The organism is Lysinibacillus sp. ACHW1.5 (genome assembly GCF_022014815.1).
GTDB lineage: Bacteria > Bacillota > Bacilli > Bacillales_A > Planococcaceae > Lysinibacillus > Lysinibacillus capsici.
Genome location: NZ_CP091777.1, coordinates 3,631,468 through 3,647,352, shown reverse-complemented (window position 1 = coordinate 3,647,352; position 15,885 = coordinate 3,631,468). Strand labels below are relative to the sequence as shown.

Below are 15,885 nucleotides of genomic sequence, written 5' to 3'. Positions count from 1 at the left end.
GAATCTATGGGAGCTAGAGTTGAGAATAAACGTCAACTATATGCAATAGGGGTAATAAGTTTACTAGTGTCAGCCATTTTAACGTCTATTAGCCAAGTGTATTACTCGAACCGTGTACAAGCAGTGCATCCATTTCTCTTCACCGGTATTAGTTTTTTTCTTACGACTGTCTTCTTTCAATTAATCACAAGTAAGCAAAAGATAGAGCCCTGCTGGAAAGAGGCACGATCATCTTTATGGAAGTTAAACGGTGCTTCCATATTAGCCTTTATGGGGTTTTACTTTGCATTAAAATATATTGAGCCAGCGATAGTGAGCTCTCTTGAAATGGGACTAGGCCCATTGTTTGCATTGCTACTTGCGATACAGCAGAAAAAACGAGTGATAAATGCACAGTGGGGTCTTGCAATTGGCATATTTGCAGCTAGTTTATTACTGATTGGTGCTATTTTTACAGGGAAATCGGCTGTACAAACATGGGACCAATCAAGTATTTTAGGAGTCGGGGCAAGCATATTGTGTGGACTTGGTGCAGTATTATGTACAGTCTATTCTAAGCAGCTCAGTCAATTAGGATGGACAAGCTCGATGATTTTATCAAAAAGATTTTATGGTATCATTTTGCTTTCATTTATCGCTACATATGATGTCATGTTTACTTATTTGCTTGAAAACATTGGTTGGATTTTATTGATGACAGTCATCGGTGTGTTAATACCAATGTATTTATTACAGAAGGGTATTCAATATTGTGAAGTATTTCTAGTCATGATGTCATTGTGCTTTATTCCTGTATTTACCTTCTTTTTTCAGCTATTCGATACAAGGCTACAATGGTCAAATATTACATTAATAGGTGTCTTATTACTGTTATTGTTTGGAATTTTAAGTGTAGTTCTAGAACAAAGAGATCGTAGCGTTTCTTAATAAAATTTTTCCATGACAAAGTTGCTATACTGAAAAATCCAGAGCCAGTTTTGATGGGCATAAAATCAAAATGGCTCTATTTGATTTCTTTAATTGTACCTTTCAAATTCTTTTCTCCTAAAAGCCCTTCCATCCTATTAAAGTGATGCCTCTCATGAATAGCCAACAATTGAATAGCTTGAATGAGATTAGGATAATGCGCAATGGGATCAGGAAAAACAATGTGCCCTGCAACATCCTCGTCTATATTTTGTACTAACTTTTGCAAAGCAAGTGTCTCGTTGATAAGTAATTGGTCGATATCATAACTGTTTAATACAAAGCGTATTTTCTTAGGTGGAACTAAAATACCTGGTGCTCGCATTCCTTGTCCTTTTTTGGATTGATATTCTTCATAAATATCATGTATTTCAGTAGAGAATGGCTTGTTTCTTCGCATTTTAGCGATAGGCGTGAGGAATAAAGAATATTTGGTTGCTGTGTGGAGCATTTTGAGAATCAAATAAAGGTGATAAAAGTGTTCACCAATGGACCATTTTCCTTCACGTGTTACTTGCCATAGTTCTTCCTGTGAAAGTGAATGAAAAGCTGGTAGATAGTGTGCTCGTTGTGCCTGTAACGTAAGAAAATGTTTTGACATATTAGTAGATTTCATAGATTTTTAGCTCCTTTATTTCCATTTTAAGGATTACTGCTGGAAAAGTACATCAAATGCCAATCGTTATGGCCGATAAAGAGGAAAAGTATGATAGGAGGAAAAGGCATGGAAATTAGACAATTAACAGCTGCAGATGCTGAGGTATATAGAGATTTAAGATTAGAGGGATTGCAAACAAATCCAGAAGCTTTTGGCGCTAGCTTCGAGGAAGAAAAGGATTTGTCACTTGAGTCGTTTGCAAGTAGGCTCGAAGGACAGGGAACATTTACATTTGGGGCATTTGACCAGGAGGATTTACTCGGTGTGGCGACATTGGTGCACGCAAATAAAATGAAGCTAAAGCATAAAGCGAGTATTTTTGCCGTTTATGTTTCTTCAAAAAAACGGGGATTGGGCATAGGAAAACAACTAATGGTAGAGATCATCAATCAAGCCAAAACACTCGTAGACGTCGAGCAAATTAATTTAACAGTTGTTTCTTCCAATGAATCAGCAAAAGGATTATACACATCGTTAGGTTTTCACGTTTTTGGAACAGAACGAAACGCCTTAAAAATAGGGCAGCAATATTTTGATGAGGATTATATGGTGCTGTATTTCTAAAAATGCTAAAAAGCCTTTGAAGTTCCATCTTCAAAGGCTTCAATTTATTAGGATGAGTAGCAATGGAACAATGGAATTAAAGCAAGGAATAAAAGAATCCCCGTAATAAAAAGAATAAGTAAAGAGCTAACAATGCCCACTTTTTTTATAAGTAACCATAGACTTAGCAAGATAGTAAGGACCGATAATGGGAGTGCCAGCCAAAATCCAAGATTCCCCAAGTATTCAATCATAATGGGGAATGAATGGTGAAAGTAATTGTAGGGAATATCTAGCATGAGTAAAATGGTCAATATAAGCTCCATAAAATCCCCCCATCTACATAATTGTTCTTACATATATGGTATGCAGAGGCATCTTTAAGTCACACGGCAGCATCCTTTAAAAAGGATGCTGCCGTAAATTTTTTGTAGACCTATGAATTTTCCCTTTTATCTAACAACTTCAAGATGATCGCTTCCAAATTTTCTATTTTCTTTTCAAAACGCATAAAGAGATAGATGGTAATGGCAATAGGGAAACCTGAATTACCTATTAGGTGAACCCACATTTGTATAGTTTCAACTGGTATCATAACATCTTCCTCCCTCATTATTGTGATGCTTACAGTTATTAAAAGTGAACGTACGATTAATAAAATCAATATGAATGAATAAATTAGGGAACGTTTGTTCTGTTTTTGGTTTATAATAGATATATGATATTCACTTTAATGAACAAGAAGGCCAATATATAGGAGTGATGCGAATGTGTAATGAGTACAAAATAATAGAAGAGTTTTTTTACAGAAATAGAGAACAGGTTAAAAATCCAATTATCAGAAGTTTTTTGGCAGATGCACAAAATCTTTATTTGGTACAACATGCAATCTTATATCCCAATGATTGTAATTTGAAAATGGTTGATGAAACATTTCAAGCTCATTATCAAAGGGTACAGAAAATAAAGTATATCAGCAATTTAATTTATTTCTTTAGCCTGGATTTCGATAAAAAAAAGAGAAGATTGCAAAATCGCTTTTTATTAGTCGCAGATAGTGGCCTAATGGACGACGGTATAAGAGACGAAGATAGCGGAGAAGAAGGATTATTAGAAAAAATTGAAAATGAACAGCTCTTTAAAGGCTTACAAAAATTAACAGACAAGCAACTTCAAATTTTAGAAATGATTTATGTCAAAGACTATTCTATAAAAGTAATCGCTGAGACATTTCAAACAACACCACAGAACATATCCAATCTTCATCGAAAGGCTTTAAAGAAGCTTCATCATCAAAATATTAGAAAGGAGGAGATTTAGTCAATGCAGGACAATATGAATGAGGAGATGCTAATAATTATTGAAAATTTTACGCCAAAAATTAAGCAGTGTCTTCATCAAACAAGTTACCAGGATAGAGAAGACTTAGAGCAGGAGATTAAGCTGAAAAATTATTGAAAAGCTGACAACGAAGGAATTTGAAAACACACCTAGTTTTTGGAATTTTTTTGTATGATAAAAAAAGAGCAATGCCCTTTTAAGAAGGACAATTGCTCTTTTTAATCATTAACCCTTTAAGAAATCTGGTTTCGCAAAGCTTGGATTTGGATATGTGTAGAAGCCTTCACCTGTTGCGCGGCCCAATTTGCCTTTTTCGATGTACTCTGTTTTTAAGAGGTTAGCTAATTTTTTCATGTTTTCATCACCAGTGGCAGTTGCTTTCGCTTCTACAATGTTATAGGCAGTGTTAATGCCAACGATGTCTAGAATAGCAAATGGTCCTAGTGGAGCGCCTGTACCAATCATCCATGTTTTATCGATTGTTTCTGGATCGGCCACTTCTTTTACAAGTAAAGATTCAGCTGCATCTAAAAACGGAACGAGTAATGAGTTTAAAATATAGCCAGGTTGCTCTTTATGCAATGGTAGTGGTACCATGCCAATGGCGCGTGCAAATTCAATCACTTCATCAAATACTATCATATCTGTACCAGGGTGTTTCATAATTTCCGCAGTATTGTTTTTCCAAATTGTATTAGCAAAGTGAAGAGCTAAAAATTTATCAGGACGGCCAGTTGCTTCAGCAAATTGGCTTGGTAATAAAGTAGACGAGTTTGTTGCAAAAATTGTTTTTGCTGGTGCTACTTTTCCAAGATTCGTGTAAAATTCTGTTTTGATGCTCACAACTTCAGGGATTGCTTCTATAACAAGATCAGCATCGGCAACGGCTTGCGCCAAGTCACTATTAAATGTAAGACGTGCATAGGCTGCATCCACTTCTTCTTGTGTAGCACCTAAATCTTGTTGATAAAATGGTTTTAATTTTGTAATACGATCCTGTGCATTTTTTAACGCCTCATCGTTAATGTCATACACTGTTACATTAAAACCTTTGAAAGCAGATTGATAAGCAATTTGACTCCCTAATACACCGCTACCTGCAACTGTAATGTTTTGATAATTCATCGAAATTCCTCCTTTGAAATTGTTACATTAATATAATAGTGTGGATATGTAGATAATCCTTCATTACAATTCCATACTACTTCTACCTACGAATAAAAATCAAATGAAAGCCTCTAATATTATATAAATATAAAGTTATCTGAAAGAAGTTTCTTTCCAAGTATGTACCCACTGTTAAAGAAATATAACAAAGAACAGCCTTTAAGCTGCCTTTATTTAAGAGATATAGCTAATTACATATGTAATTGTTGTAGATAGCATTATGTAATTTGTTCTTCTGTTAAACTAGTTTCAAACTCAAAAGTAAAAATAGGAAAATTATAATGTGTTAATAATAGGACTTTTATATAATTATTGTATAATTCCCATATTTTTATAGATTTATAAACTGTTGTTTTAGTACACTGAATCTATGAATCGAAGGGGGAAAAACAGTGAAGAAAATAATGTTAGCTGGTGCACTGAGTATTGCATGTTTTACAGGAGGGTTTGGTGGACAGGCGTATGCACAGGATGTAGTGAATGTGGCAAATATAATTCATCCAAAACAGAATGTGGTAGCCACTAATCAGTTACAAGCCATGCCCTATCAAGATATTTATAAAATGCTTTTGTTATCTAAAATAGGCTTTGGAAATAACGAAGTGTCGATTGTTACAACAAAAAATAGTATTACAGTCAAAATTTCATTAGAGGCGATTCTTCAATCGTACAAAGATGGTACAAACCTCTATCCAGAGGGAGAAAAAGAGTTTAAGGAAAACTATGAAGAACTGAAGAAGTTATTTGGTCAGGCGATTCAAATAAAAATTACACAAACTAGTAATGGCTATAAAAGTGAAGTATATACTGCTGGCAAATGGGAAGCAGTTAGTGCAGAGGATTTAAATGATATGGTACAGGTATTTGCTCGTGCCGACGTTGAGTTAAAATCAGGTGGATATTTCAAGGATGCTATTGGTCATTGGGCTGAAAGCTATATTCAGTTACTGTATCAAACAGATATCATTAATGGAACAACGGCTACTACGTTTAATCCAAATGGACAAGTGACGCGTGGAGAACTGGCGGCTATTATTTTCCGTGCATCTGGCTTAAATGTGAATGATGATTATGAGGGCCCTGCTTCTTATACGGATCTTAATGGTTTCTGGGGTGCTAAGGAAGTAGCGATTCTTGAAGAGTATGGCTTAATCGACATTTTCAATGGTGAAAAATTTGAGCCGAAAAAGCCCGTTACACGAGAGGAAATGGCCTATATTACTGCTAGATATTTAGAAGGTATGGAAGTGGATGTTGCGCAAGTGAGCAAAAACAATTCATTCACAGATAAAAATCAAATGCGTCAAGAAACAGTAGATGCTATTGGTCTATTGCAACATCTAGGTATTTTAAATGGTTCGAATGGTAAGTTTAACCCAAAAGGTAATCTTACTCGGGCAGAGGTTTCTAAAATTTTAACGCTTACTTTAATGCTAGTTAGTGAAGAAGAATAAAAGAGGAAAGGGATGTCTCTTGTGTGGAGACATCCCTTTGTTATTCAACAAGTATATGGAAAATATAGCTTAGGAAATAGCCTAGAAATAGATACATAAAGAATGCTTTAAATGAGACTTTCTGTAGCTGATGCAAAATGAATTCAGAAATACTAGCTGTAGCAATCAATCCTATCGAAATGCCCATTAAGATCCCTTGTGCTTTTTCAGGTAAGGCCCAATACTGACCAAACCAGATGAAAATACTAAAGAAAATGGAGAAGATGAAGAAATAAATGAAAAGTCTCCAAAGCCTTTCACCTTGAGAGATGAGTGCAGTAGATAGAGCAAATCCCTCTGGAACATGGTGAAGAATAATGGAGGCTGTGAGAGAAATACTTAATGCAGCATTTCCAAGTAAATTTCCGACAGTGAGACTAATAGGGATTGTATGGATAATCATAGCAAGTGTTAATAGAGAGACAGAGGGATTTTGTGCATGAGAAGCATGAAATAAGGTATCTAGTAGTTGAAAGATAAAATACCCAATAAAAATACCTAATATAATCCCAAATGATTGATAGATTTGAAAGGAAGAAGGAATGATATCTAGCACAAGTAAGCCTACTAAAAAACCTCCGCACAATAATGATAATCCCTGTGTCGTATGCTGAAATAGCTTAGAGAAAATCCAGGCAATCGCGCCCCCAATGCTCACACTGAAAAATAGAAAACCACCAAGTATCATTGCACTCACCTGTAAAATTCCTCCGCCCTATCATCAACTTAATGTCTTTTCAAACTATATGCTAAGTAGAAATGAATATGCTTGACATTGATTTGCCTGTATAAAAACGATAATGACAAAGATGTGCATACTGCAGGTTAGCGAAGCAAAGAATAGAGTTGAAAATCTAATGCTTGTTGTGATGGTACTATGCTAAGGGAGTGTTGTCGTGAAGGCTGTAACCTATCAGGGAATTAAAGATATCCAAGTTAAAATGTATAGTAGAGAATCCAACTATAAAAAGAAGGACATATTATTGTGAAAATCACTTCTACTGCTATTCGTGGAACTGATTTGCATATTTACCAAGGCGCTATTCCTTCACTTAAGGATTATGTAATAGGTAGGAGCAGATGTGACAAAAGTGAAAAAGGGTGACCGTGTCATCTTGCCATTTAATGTATCGTGTGGAGGTTATAATAATGCCATCGACAGAAATCATTACACTTTATTGCCATTAGAAGAAGCAAGTAAAGCCTATGGTGATTCTAAAACCTTAAATCGAGTGAGCATGCTCCTTTTTTTGTGGAAAAATAGGGAATGGTTTAAATTGACTGAATATTGGTTTAATTCTATACTTTTTAATAGAAAGGACAGATTCATCGATTTAGCTCATATAGGGAGGAATGGTTGAATGAAATGGGATGCTAGTTATGATGTAGTAGTAGTAGGCTCTGGTGCAGCGGGATTGACAGCAGGTTTAACAGCAAAGTTACAAGGAATGAAATCATTAGTGATCGAAAAAACAGATCGCTATGGTGGTGCTTCTGCTATTTCAGGCGGTGCCTTATGGATTCCTAATAATCATATCATTAAAGGTGCAGGTGTCCCAGATACACATGAACTTGCACGCCAATATCTAGATTCAACAATCGGTGATCGTGTGCCAGAAGAGCTAAAGGAAGCCTATATTACGAGAGGGCCTGAAATGTTACGCTTTTTATACAATAAAACAAAGCATATGCGCTTCCAATATGCAAAAGGCTACTCGGATTATTATCCAGAAAAACCAGGTGGCTTGTCACAGGGACGCTCCATTGAACCACTTATTTTCGATTTAACAAAAATGGGCTCTTTAGCAAATTCTATGCGTCGTGCAACTCTATCAACAAAAGGCTTCACGATGAATAGCTACGAGTTTCATAAGGTGAATATGATTACCCGGACGCTAAAAGGTAAAACTACTGCACTGAAATTAGGGGCGCGTTTAGTCAAGTCAAAGGTGACTAAGAGCGATCCGGTAGCATTAGGAGAAGCTTTAATTGCACGTTTACGCCTCTCCCTTGCAGAAGCAAATGGTGAGCTTTGGCTATCAACGGCCTTTAAAGATTTCATTATGGGCAAAGGAAGAGTAATTGGAATTATTGTGGAACGAGATGGACAAGAGCTTAGAATTGAGGCGAAGAAAGGTGTTGTTCTGTCATCAGGTGGCTTCTCACATAATCAGACACTTCGTGAAAAGTATTTACCAAGTCCTACGAATGCTGCATGGACTTCTTCTCCAGAAGGTCAAACAGGTGACATCCTTGAACCTGGCGTAAAAATTGGTGCAATGTTGGATTTAATGGATAAAGTATGGGGAGCACCTTCTGTTATTGATCCACAAGGACATCCATTCTTCCTAGTGGCAGATCGTGGCGTGCCCAATATGATTGTAGTGGATAGTGCGGGGCAACGTTTTGTTAATGAAGCGGCTCCATATCATGAATTCGTGGATACGATGTATAAGCATCAAGAGGTCACAAAGCAGGCGATTCCTTCCTGGATATTAATTGATGCCTCAGCTAAAAGCCGTTATATTTTTACAGGATTGTTCCCAGGACAGGCATTCCCGAAAAGTTGGTTTGAGCATGGAGTCGCAAAAAGTGCTGAAACGATTGAAGAGCTTGCTAGACAAATGGATGTGCCAGTGAAGAGCCTAGTAGCGACGGTGAATCGTTTTAACGACTTTGTGCGGAACGGACATGATGATGATTTTTATCGAGGAGATAGTGCCTACGATAATTACTACGGTGACCCGACACTACCAAATCCAAATTTAGCAGAAATCAAGAAAGCACCCTTCTATGCATTGCGTCTTTATCCTGGAGACATCGGCACAAAAGGTGGCCTCGTAGTGGACGAATATGCTCGGGTAATAAAGGAGAATGGCGAACCCATTGAGGGGTTGTATGCTTCTGGCAATTGTTCAGCGTCTATCATGGGGGAAACGTATCCTGGCCCAGGCGCAACCATTGGGCCTGGTATGACACTAAGCTTTGTGGCGACAGCACATATGGCCAATGCAGTGACAAAGGCAGAGGTATCACTTGTAAACGTGTAAATGAAACGAAGCCCTTCCTTTCTAATAAGGAGGGGTTTTTACGTTGGTGTAATGTTCTAATACTTTATTGCTAGGAATATAGTGGCTACTAAATGTATGGCGATGATCACGTGAAAAGGAGCGATTGAGTTCATTGCTAGCTTATAAACTCATAACGACTATCGAAGAGTTAGAGCCCTATCGGAGCACTTGGTCAGAGATTCTTGAAAAAGAGTATAATAATAACCCTTTTATTGAGTACGAATGGATTTCAACTTGGTGGACAACGCTCGGGATTCATGACAATGTCAAGATTTACATAGTGGAACATCAAGGTGTAGCAGTTGCCTTTTTTCCGTTAGTGCATACTGTACGATTTGGTACAATCCATTATTTTAGCTTTTTAGGACAAGGTTTTGCGACCTATATGGAAGTGATCGCTGACAAGGAGTGGTTAGAACCTTCTATTACGTTTCTTTTGAAGGAGTTTTCACGAAAATATAAGCGTTATTTAATCGTGTTACATGGATTATTAGAAAGTAAAAATACCTCTCAAGAATTAGAAAAGTTTGCGATCGAATATCAAATGCCTCATTCGATTTTTCGAACTGTCACATCTTATATTGATTTCCAAACCATTCCTATGGAAACATTTCTAAAGAGGCATCACAAGAAATTCAAAAGCCTTAAACGGCGTGAAAACAAATTAAAGTCACTTGGTCATGTCGTCTTTCGGGAAGTAAATCACAATCATCTACAAGACATGTTTACGTTATTCAAGAGAAGATGGCAAAAGAAAATTGATAAAAGTGGCTTTACCGAAAAGCAAACTCGTCTATTTTATGAGCGGCTAGCTAAATGCAACAGTAAGGAGCTTCGCGTAGAAGTTGATAGCTTACAATTTGAAGGACAGTGGATTGCTTTTACAATTGATCTATGCTGTAGAGAGCGCAATTTTTGTCAGGCAATGGGCCATGAGCCAGACTTTAATCTATTTGGTCCAGGTCGCCTCATTGAAAAAGAAAATATGCTAAAAGCACATCAAGCTGGCTATCGTTATTATGACTTAGGAAGTGGCTATGAGCCATATAAATTTGAATGGTATACACATATTGACTTTACTAGGAAATTTGTGATGAGTACAAAAGGAGTTAAAGAGCGTAGTATTCGTTTATGGATGGTCATACGTGATCGCCTAAAAGGGCTATTAACAAATAATCATCAGCTAGTAAAATTGAAGCGAGACCGATTAGGAGAACTGCGTTATTTTCTGAAGCATGCAAGCATAAAAGATTGGCTACGAGCTGTTACAAAAATGTTCCAACGAATGCTAGCTATTCATATTTTAGACGTTTATATTGCAGAGCAACAACAGAATAACAGAAATGTGAGATTTCAAGAATTATCAATGAAAGACATCATGACAACGAAGGATCGAGCGACAAATGTTACAGATTTCTATAAGGGCTATCGACTCTTTGCAGATAGCGATCATGTCATCTATAGACGACACGATCAAACGGTTACCGAAGAAACGGTTAACTATTCCTACAAGCTGTCAGACAATATGTCGTTTATAAAAGAATATGATAGCTTGCGACTAGAGGAGATCGTTGCAGATGTGCAGCGGGAAGGGAGAGCAGTCTGTACAATAGTCCCTTGGTATAAGAGATCCAGACGAAGAAAGCTCATGCAGGCAGGTTTCCATAAAGTAGCTAAAATTAATATAATAAAGATTTTCAAGTGGCAAAAAATATACGATATCTAAATAACAACACCCTCAGCATATTTGCTGAGGGTGTTTCATTAAAAATGAATACCAGGTTTATCAATTAGCTTACAGCCTGTACCATACTTGGCTTTTAGGGCACCTTTGAAAAGAGTGTGCTCCAGCTCTGGGAATGTCTGTTTCCAAAGTTCAAAGACATTATGGCTGGATGCTTTGCCGTCCTTTGTTAATCGCGCAATATGGAAGCCATATTCATCATTACAGCGAGCCAATGGGCGGTTTTCTCTTACTGTAATAATTCGACCACTTGTCGTCATTTCATATAAGCCTTCATAGCCAGCGATTGCACGACTTTCTTCTTGTCCTTCAACTAAAGGCTTTTCTTCATTTAGTGCTACTTTTTCCTCTGTTGTTGCTTCTTGTTCAGAAGATTGAGTTTCTTTAGCACTGTTTCCTGCTGGTAGTTGTTCAACAATCACAAAATCTTTCTTAGAAGCTTTATCGCTCATTGTCGCCATCACGTTCATGATAGAGCCTACATAGCGTAATGGTTTTTCTCTTCCTTCTTCGAAAACAAAAATATTATACTCGGTTTTATTAATCTTTTTCATAATAATATTACCCGTTGTAATAGTAAAACCGATGAATTTGTTCTTTTTAAGTGCCTGTATTGCTTCTTGCTTTGTTAAAATCATTTTGAAAATCTCCTAAAGAATTATTTATTCTATTCTACCATAAAAATTATCACATTGTTTTTCGTAAAATAATGGTTGATTTTGTACAATGCAGGGAAATATCCCTATTTTCTCAAATTTAATAATGGTACTATTAAGAATGTTTGGGGAATAAAGCTCCTTTAAAAAGGAGTCTTTCATAATAGAGATACAATTTTAGTAGGGAGTGTTGATAGGTTGATCAATGTGCTTGGGGGCATAGGTTTATTTTTACTTGGAATGACGATGCTAACAAACGGTTTAAAGGAATTGGCAGGAGATGCCTTAAAAAAATGGCTCAATCGTTTTACTGGGGGGACTATTAGCTCGGTATTATCTGGTACATTTATGACAATGCTTGTACAATCCTCCACGGCCACGACCTTGATTACGATAGGTTTTGTCAGTGCTGGACTTCTCACATTTGTCCAATCGATTGGCGTTATTATTGGGGCCAATATCGGGAGTACGAGTACTGGTTGGATTATTTCATTGATCGGCTTTAAGATCAATATGCAGACAATGTCCTTGCCTTTTATTGCGCTTGGTGTTTTTGTCCAATTGCTCGCACCACGTGATTACAAAGCAATTGGAGGGCTAGTGACTGGTTTTGGCTTATTATTTTTAGGTATTGATGTTCTTCAGGGAGGAATGGCTGCGGTACAAGATAAAATTCCATTCGATGCATTTAGTGCAAATTCTATTAGTGGCAAGCTAATTTTAATTGTTTTGGGTCTTATCATGACGGTTATTATGCAGGCTTCTAGTGCTGCAATAGCGGCCACTTTAACAGCTTTATATGCAGGTGCTATTGATTTTGAACAGGCTGCTTATTTAGTCATTGGTCAAAATATCGGGACGACAGCTACAGCGTTATTTGCTGCGATTGGTGCATCAACAGCTGCAAAACGAACAGCTGTCACACATGTTATGTTCAATGTAGTAACGGCTATACTAGTGACATTCGGTGCAAGGTTTATGTTTGCTCTTACAGAATTCGTCACAAAATCCATCAACGGTAGCTTTGATGAAACACTGGGCATTGCTGTTTTTCATACATTATTTAGTGTGATTGGTGCGATACTCTTTGTGCCATTTGTTCGTCCTTTTGCAAAGGCCATTGAAAAAATGATACCTGAAAAAGGAAATTATTTAACTCGTAATTTAGATAGTAGTGTTGCCAAACTACCTGGGGTTGCTGTAGAGGTATCCTTTAATACATTGCAAGATATTACTAAGGAAATGACGACTGTACTCGTTTCTCTTATTCACGGAAAAAAACGCACAGCTGAAACAGACAGTAGATTGACTCAAATAGATGAGGCAATCGAAAAAACACGTTTATTTATGGATGCTATCCAATCTTCCTCTCAAAAAGAACGGTATAAGCATATTGCCCTTTTACATGCTTTAGATCACTTATATCGTTTGTCAAAGGCATTACGTGAGCAACATCCAAATGCTTTTCAATTACAGGAGACATTAACCCAAAAGTGGTTAGAGGTATTGGAAAAAGTATTACTAATCATTGATGAGGATGAACGTCTACCTGAGATTGCAACCTTGCTTGAGGTTACTTCCTCTGAAATGGCTGCGGTGCGTCGTGATAAACGAAACGCATATTTTGAGCATACTGTTGAAAATGTGGTAGAGTTAGAGACAGCCGTATCGAAAGTGGAGACTTTGCTGTGGATTGATCGACTTGTCTATCACTATTGGCGAACGACCGCCCGTCTTGCAGAGTACCAAACCGTGACTAAGAAAGGTCGTCATATTGACACAGAAAAAAATACAGTAACAGTTGAATAAATGGAATGCTCGTCTTACGTTTGTAAGCGGGCATTTTTCTTCGCTTCACAAATAAAGGAGGATCTAGAATGGTTCAGCATAAATTTACAATGGACTTAACTTGGTCAGGAGGAAGAAACGGTACAGGAAATATCCAAGCTAGTAATTTGCAAACACAAATTTCTATTCCTCGGGAAATGAATGGACCTAGCATTGGTACAAATCCAGATGAAATGCTTTTAGGGGCAGCTGCAACCTGCTATTTAATTACACTAGCTGCTTTATTCGAAAGATCAGAAATAGATGTGCTGGAATTATCCATGCAGGCACACGGATTTGTTAGTGTAGAAAATGGCATTTTTACGTATGAAAAAATTGTGCATAGACCGACTATTATTGTGCAAGAGCTAACAGAACATCTTGAAAAAAAACTTTTACGCTTGGCACACAAGGCAGAACAAACATGTATGATCAGTAAAGCATTAAAAGGTAATGTTGTGATTGAATGTGATGTTCATATTTTTGAAGCGAGCATATAATAAGACAGCAAGAGTTATTCAGCAAGTAACGCTGATATAACTCTTTTTTTCATAAAATAAGCACTTTTTCTAAAATAGTTCTAGAAATGTTCAAAATGAATATATAGAGTTAAGTGCTAAAAAAATGCAAAGGATGATGTATTGCACGTTCATACAGCTCAGAATCTCACATTCTATGGTCAGTACGGCAAAAGAATATTCGATATTATTGGGGCGTTATTTTTGCTTTTTATAACGATCCCTCTAATGCTAGCTATATTCCTCATTTTACTCATAACGACAGGGCGCCCCATTTTTTTTAAACAAATCCGAACTGGCCTCGATCATCACCGCTTTGTGATTTGGAAGCTACGAACAATGTGTATTCAGGCAGTCCCAGTCAATATGCCGACTATTTGTGCTGATGGTATCCCTGATGATTATTATTTTAAAACAGAGCAAGATACACGCATCACAAAAGTGGGCGCTATTCTTCGAAAACTCAGTATTGATGAAATTCCACAACTTTTAAATGTGTTAAAAGGTGATATGAGCATTGTAGGTCCACGTCCTGAGGTACCAACGATCACGAATGCATATAATTCCTTACAGGCTCGGCGTTTGGAGGTAAAGCCAGGATTAACAGGCCTCGCTCAAATTAATGGTAGGTCGAATATTTCACATGGACAAAAAATATCATATGACATTGAATACGTTGATCATTATTCCTTTTGGTTGGATGTCCAAATTTTGTTGAAGACAATTTATGTTGTAGTTGCACGCACAGGTGCTTATTAAAAAATAAGGAGTGGCCATACTGAAGATCGTTCAGCTTATTACACGAATGGATAAAATTGGAGGTGCGCAAAAACATGTGGAGGCACTTGCTATCCACTTAAAACAGGATGGGCATGATGTCACAATAGTGACGGGCTCCTATCAACCATCACTGTGGCACTTACAACAGCATAAAATTCCTGTTATCAGTATATCTGCTCTTCAACGGGCTATTCATCTGGCAAAAGATTTTCAAGCATTTTGGCAATTAAGAGCCGTTTTCAAACATCTACAACCAGACGTTATAGCCACCCACTCCTCTAAGGCTGGTGTGATTGGACGCGTAGTTGGTAGGTTGTTACAGATTCCAACTATTTTTACGGCACATAGCTGGAGCTTTACAGAAGGCGTTCCTTACAAGAAAAAGCGGTTCTATCAACGGATGGAAAGATCCATTCAGCCATTTACGACAAAAATTATTACGGTGTCTGAATATGATCGGGAACTAGCACTACTGAAAAAGGTCGCTCCTGCTCATAAATTGTTGACTATTCACAACGGCATTGCCCCTATAGAGAGAAAGAAGGCAACTGAAAAGATATGCATGGAGCAGCCAGTCATTGTCATGGTTGCTCGTTTTGAAGTGCCTAAAAGACAAGATGTCTTGTTAAAGACTTTAGCGGAACTGACGGATATCCCTTGGCACCTTCAATTGATTGGGGATGGTTCTCTGCGTCCAGCTCTAGAACATTTCGTTGAACAAAATGGTTTATCAAATCGTGTAACATTTTTAGGTAATCAATTAGACGTTCATTCTTATCTTGAGAAATGCCACCTATTTGTTCTGTTATCAGATTGGGAAGGCTTGCCGATTTCGATTATTGAAGCGATGCGTGTAGGACTTCCTATTATCGCAACAAATGTAGGTGGTGTGAAGGAACTTATTAATGATCATAACAATGGGTTTTTAGTGGAGCGAGAGAATAATGAATTATTGAAGAGGAGGCTGCATCAATTATTAATGGATGCTCCTTTAAGAGGGGAAATGGGGACGGCAAGTGAGCAGCGTTATTTACAGTACTTCACCTTCATTCCCATGTATCAAAAAACATTAATGGTTTATCAACAGGCTGTTTCAGAATTAGTGAAGAAAGGGGATTAAA

At 37.3% G+C, this 15,885-nt stretch carries 16 protein-coding genes and 1 pseudogene; 12 read left to right on the top strand and 5 right to left on the bottom strand.

The features are described 5' to 3' along the window. Nucleotides 1-6 precede the first annotated feature (6 nt). Nucleotides 7-927, top strand: a complete 921-nt coding sequence (locus L6W14_RS18335) for a DMT family transporter (RefSeq protein WP_237898598.1) — start codon at nucleotides 7-9, stop codon at nucleotides 925-927. 76 nt (nucleotides 928-1,003) lie between these two features. Here L6W14_RS18335 and L6W14_RS18330 read toward each other — a convergent pair whose 3' ends face one another. Then, nucleotides 1,004-1,582 (bottom strand): DinB family protein, encoded by a 579-nt coding sequence (locus tag L6W14_RS18330; RefSeq protein ID WP_131521189.1) that lies wholly within the window; start codon nucleotides 1,580-1,582, stop codon nucleotides 1,004-1,006. Between the two features lie 108 nt (nucleotides 1,583-1,690). On the opposite strand from L6W14_RS18330, the gene L6W14_RS18325 reads away from it, so the two are divergent. Next, complete coding sequence (locus tag L6W14_RS18325) at nucleotides 1,691-2,188, top strand: GNAT family N-acetyltransferase (protein WP_131521190.1); 498 nt, start codon at nucleotides 1,691-1,693, stop codon at nucleotides 2,186-2,188. A 415-nt stretch (nucleotides 2,189-2,603) separates the two neighbouring features. Here L6W14_RS18325 and L6W14_RS18320 read toward each other — a convergent pair whose 3' ends face one another. Further along, nucleotides 2,604-2,762, bottom strand: coding sequence for a YvrJ family protein (locus L6W14_RS18320; RefSeq protein ID WP_131521192.1), 159 nt, complete (start codon nucleotides 2,760-2,762; stop codon nucleotides 2,604-2,606). A gap of 173 nt (nucleotides 2,763-2,935) precedes the next feature. Here L6W14_RS18320 and L6W14_RS18315 point away from each other — a divergent pair, with 173 nt between their 5' ends. Both L6W14_RS18315 and L6W14_RS23090 read left to right on the top strand, forming a co-directional pair. Then, on the top strand, nucleotides 2,936-3,487 hold the full coding sequence (locus tag L6W14_RS18315; protein ID WP_131521193.1) for a sigma-70 family RNA polymerase sigma factor: 552 nt from the start codon (nucleotides 2,936-2,938) through the stop codon (nucleotides 3,485-3,487). A gap of 3 nt (nucleotides 3,488-3,490) precedes the next feature. After that, the gene (locus L6W14_RS23090; protein WP_256451365.1) at nucleotides 3,491-3,625 is read left to right on the top strand and encodes a hypothetical protein; all 135 of its coding nucleotides are present in this window, start codon (nucleotides 3,491-3,493) and stop codon (nucleotides 3,623-3,625) included. Nucleotides 3,626-3,733: 108 nt separating this feature from the next. Here L6W14_RS23090 and L6W14_RS18310 read toward each other — a convergent pair whose 3' ends face one another. Then, a complete protein-coding gene (locus tag L6W14_RS18310) occupies nucleotides 3,734-4,633 on the bottom strand; it encodes a 3-hydroxyacyl-CoA dehydrogenase (RefSeq protein WP_237898597.1) in 900 nt (299 codons plus the stop codon). 434 nt (nucleotides 4,634-5,067) lie between these two features. Between L6W14_RS18310 and L6W14_RS18305 the strand changes: the two genes are divergently transcribed. After that, nucleotides 5,068-6,129: an S-layer homology domain-containing protein gene (locus L6W14_RS18305; protein WP_237898596.1), complete on the top strand. Its 1,062-nt coding sequence runs from the start codon at nucleotides 5,068-5,070 to the stop codon at nucleotides 6,127-6,129. Nucleotides 6,130-6,169: 40 nt separating this feature from the next. On the opposite strand, the gene L6W14_RS18300 is transcribed toward L6W14_RS18305, so the two are convergent. After that, nucleotides 6,170-6,856 (bottom strand): ZIP family metal transporter, encoded by a 687-nt coding sequence (locus L6W14_RS18300; protein ID WP_227744947.1) that lies wholly within the window; start codon nucleotides 6,854-6,856, stop codon nucleotides 6,170-6,172. Nucleotides 6,857-7,064: 208 nt separating this feature from the next. Between L6W14_RS18300 and L6W14_RS18295 the strand changes: the two are divergent. The 3 genes and pseudogenes from L6W14_RS18295 to L6W14_RS18285 all read left to right on the top strand — a co-directional run. Further along, nucleotides 7,065-7,307: pseudogene (locus L6W14_RS18295) on the top strand (alcohol dehydrogenase catalytic domain-containing protein); the annotation flags it as partial. 222 nt (nucleotides 7,308-7,529) lie between these two features. Then, the gene (locus L6W14_RS18290; RefSeq protein WP_237898592.1) at nucleotides 7,530-9,218 is read left to right on the top strand and encodes an FAD-dependent oxidoreductase; all 1,689 of its coding nucleotides are present in this window, start codon (nucleotides 7,530-7,532) and stop codon (nucleotides 9,216-9,218) included. Nucleotides 9,219-9,351: 133 nt separating this feature from the next. After that, the gene (locus tag L6W14_RS18285; RefSeq protein ID WP_237898590.1) at nucleotides 9,352-10,965 is read left to right on the top strand and encodes a GNAT family N-acetyltransferase; all 1,614 of its coding nucleotides are present in this window, start codon (nucleotides 9,352-9,354) and stop codon (nucleotides 10,963-10,965) included. A 38-nt stretch (nucleotides 10,966-11,003) separates the two neighbouring features. On the opposite strand, the gene L6W14_RS18280 is transcribed toward L6W14_RS18285, so the two are convergent. Continuing rightward, a complete protein-coding gene (locus L6W14_RS18280) occupies nucleotides 11,004-11,621 on the bottom strand; it encodes a 3-ketosteroid-delta-1-dehydrogenase (protein WP_131521199.1) in 618 nt (205 codons plus the stop codon). Between the two features lie 225 nt (nucleotides 11,622-11,846). Here L6W14_RS18280 and L6W14_RS18275 point away from each other — a divergent pair, with 225 nt between their 5' ends. The 4 genes from L6W14_RS18275 to L6W14_RS18260 all read left to right on the top strand — a co-directional run bounded on the left by L6W14_RS18275 (nucleotide 11,847) and on the right by L6W14_RS18260 (nucleotide 15,884). Then, nucleotides 11,847-13,448: a Na/Pi cotransporter family protein gene (locus tag L6W14_RS18275; protein ID WP_227744948.1), complete on the top strand. Its 1,602-nt coding sequence runs from the start codon at nucleotides 11,847-11,849 to the stop codon at nucleotides 13,446-13,448. 68 nt (nucleotides 13,449-13,516) lie between these two features. Further along, entirely contained in the window at nucleotides 13,517-13,966 is a 450-nt protein-coding gene (locus L6W14_RS18270; protein WP_237898589.1) for an SACOL1771 family peroxiredoxin, read from the top strand. 141 nt (nucleotides 13,967-14,107) lie between these two features. Beyond that, a complete protein-coding gene (locus L6W14_RS18265; protein ID WP_131521202.1) occupies nucleotides 14,108-14,743 on the top strand; it encodes a sugar transferase in 636 nt (211 codons plus the stop codon). A gap of 10 nt (nucleotides 14,744-14,753) precedes the next feature. Beyond that, nucleotides 14,754-15,884 (top strand): glycosyltransferase family 4 protein, encoded by a 1,131-nt coding sequence (locus tag L6W14_RS18260; RefSeq protein ID WP_237898587.1) that lies wholly within the window; start codon nucleotides 14,754-14,756, stop codon nucleotides 15,882-15,884. Nucleotide 15,885 lies beyond the last annotated feature (1 nt).

Coding starts and splice junctions, on each gene's coding strand:
- L6W14_RS18325 (WP_131521190.1), top strand. CDS start 1,691: ATGGAAATTAGACAATTAACAGCTGCAGATGCTGAGGTATATAGAGAT.
- L6W14_RS18315 (WP_131521193.1), top strand. CDS start 2,936: ATGTGTAATGAGTACAAAATAATAGAAGAGTTTTTTTACAGAAATAGA.
- L6W14_RS23090 (WP_256451365.1), top strand. CDS start 3,491: ATGCAGGACAATATGAATGAGGAGATGCTAATAATTATTGAAAATTTT.
- L6W14_RS18300 (WP_227744947.1), bottom strand. CDS start 6,856: ATGATACTTGGTGGTTTTCTATTTTTCAGTGTGAGCATTGGGGGCGCG.
- L6W14_RS18310 (WP_237898597.1), bottom strand. CDS start 4,633: ATGAATTATCAAAACATTACAGTTGCAGGTAGCGGTGTATTAGGGAGT.
- L6W14_RS18335 (WP_237898598.1), top strand. CDS start 7: ATGGGAGCTAGAGTTGAGAATAAACGTCAACTATATGCAATAGGGGTA.
- L6W14_RS18320 (WP_131521192.1), bottom strand. CDS start 2,762: ATGATACCAGTTGAAACTATACAAATGTGGGTTCACCTAATAGGTAAT.
- L6W14_RS18290 (WP_237898592.1), top strand. CDS start 7,530: ATGAAATGGGATGCTAGTTATGATGTAGTAGTAGTAGGCTCTGGTGCA.
- L6W14_RS18280 (WP_131521199.1), bottom strand. CDS start 11,621: ATGATTTTAACAAAGCAAGAAGCAATACAGGCACTTAAAAAGAACAAA.
- L6W14_RS18330 (WP_131521189.1), bottom strand. CDS start 1,582: ATGAAATCTACTAATATGTCAAAACATTTTCTTACGTTACAGGCACAA.
- L6W14_RS18270 (WP_237898589.1), top strand. CDS start 13,517: ATGGTTCAGCATAAATTTACAATGGACTTAACTTGGTCAGGAGGAAGA.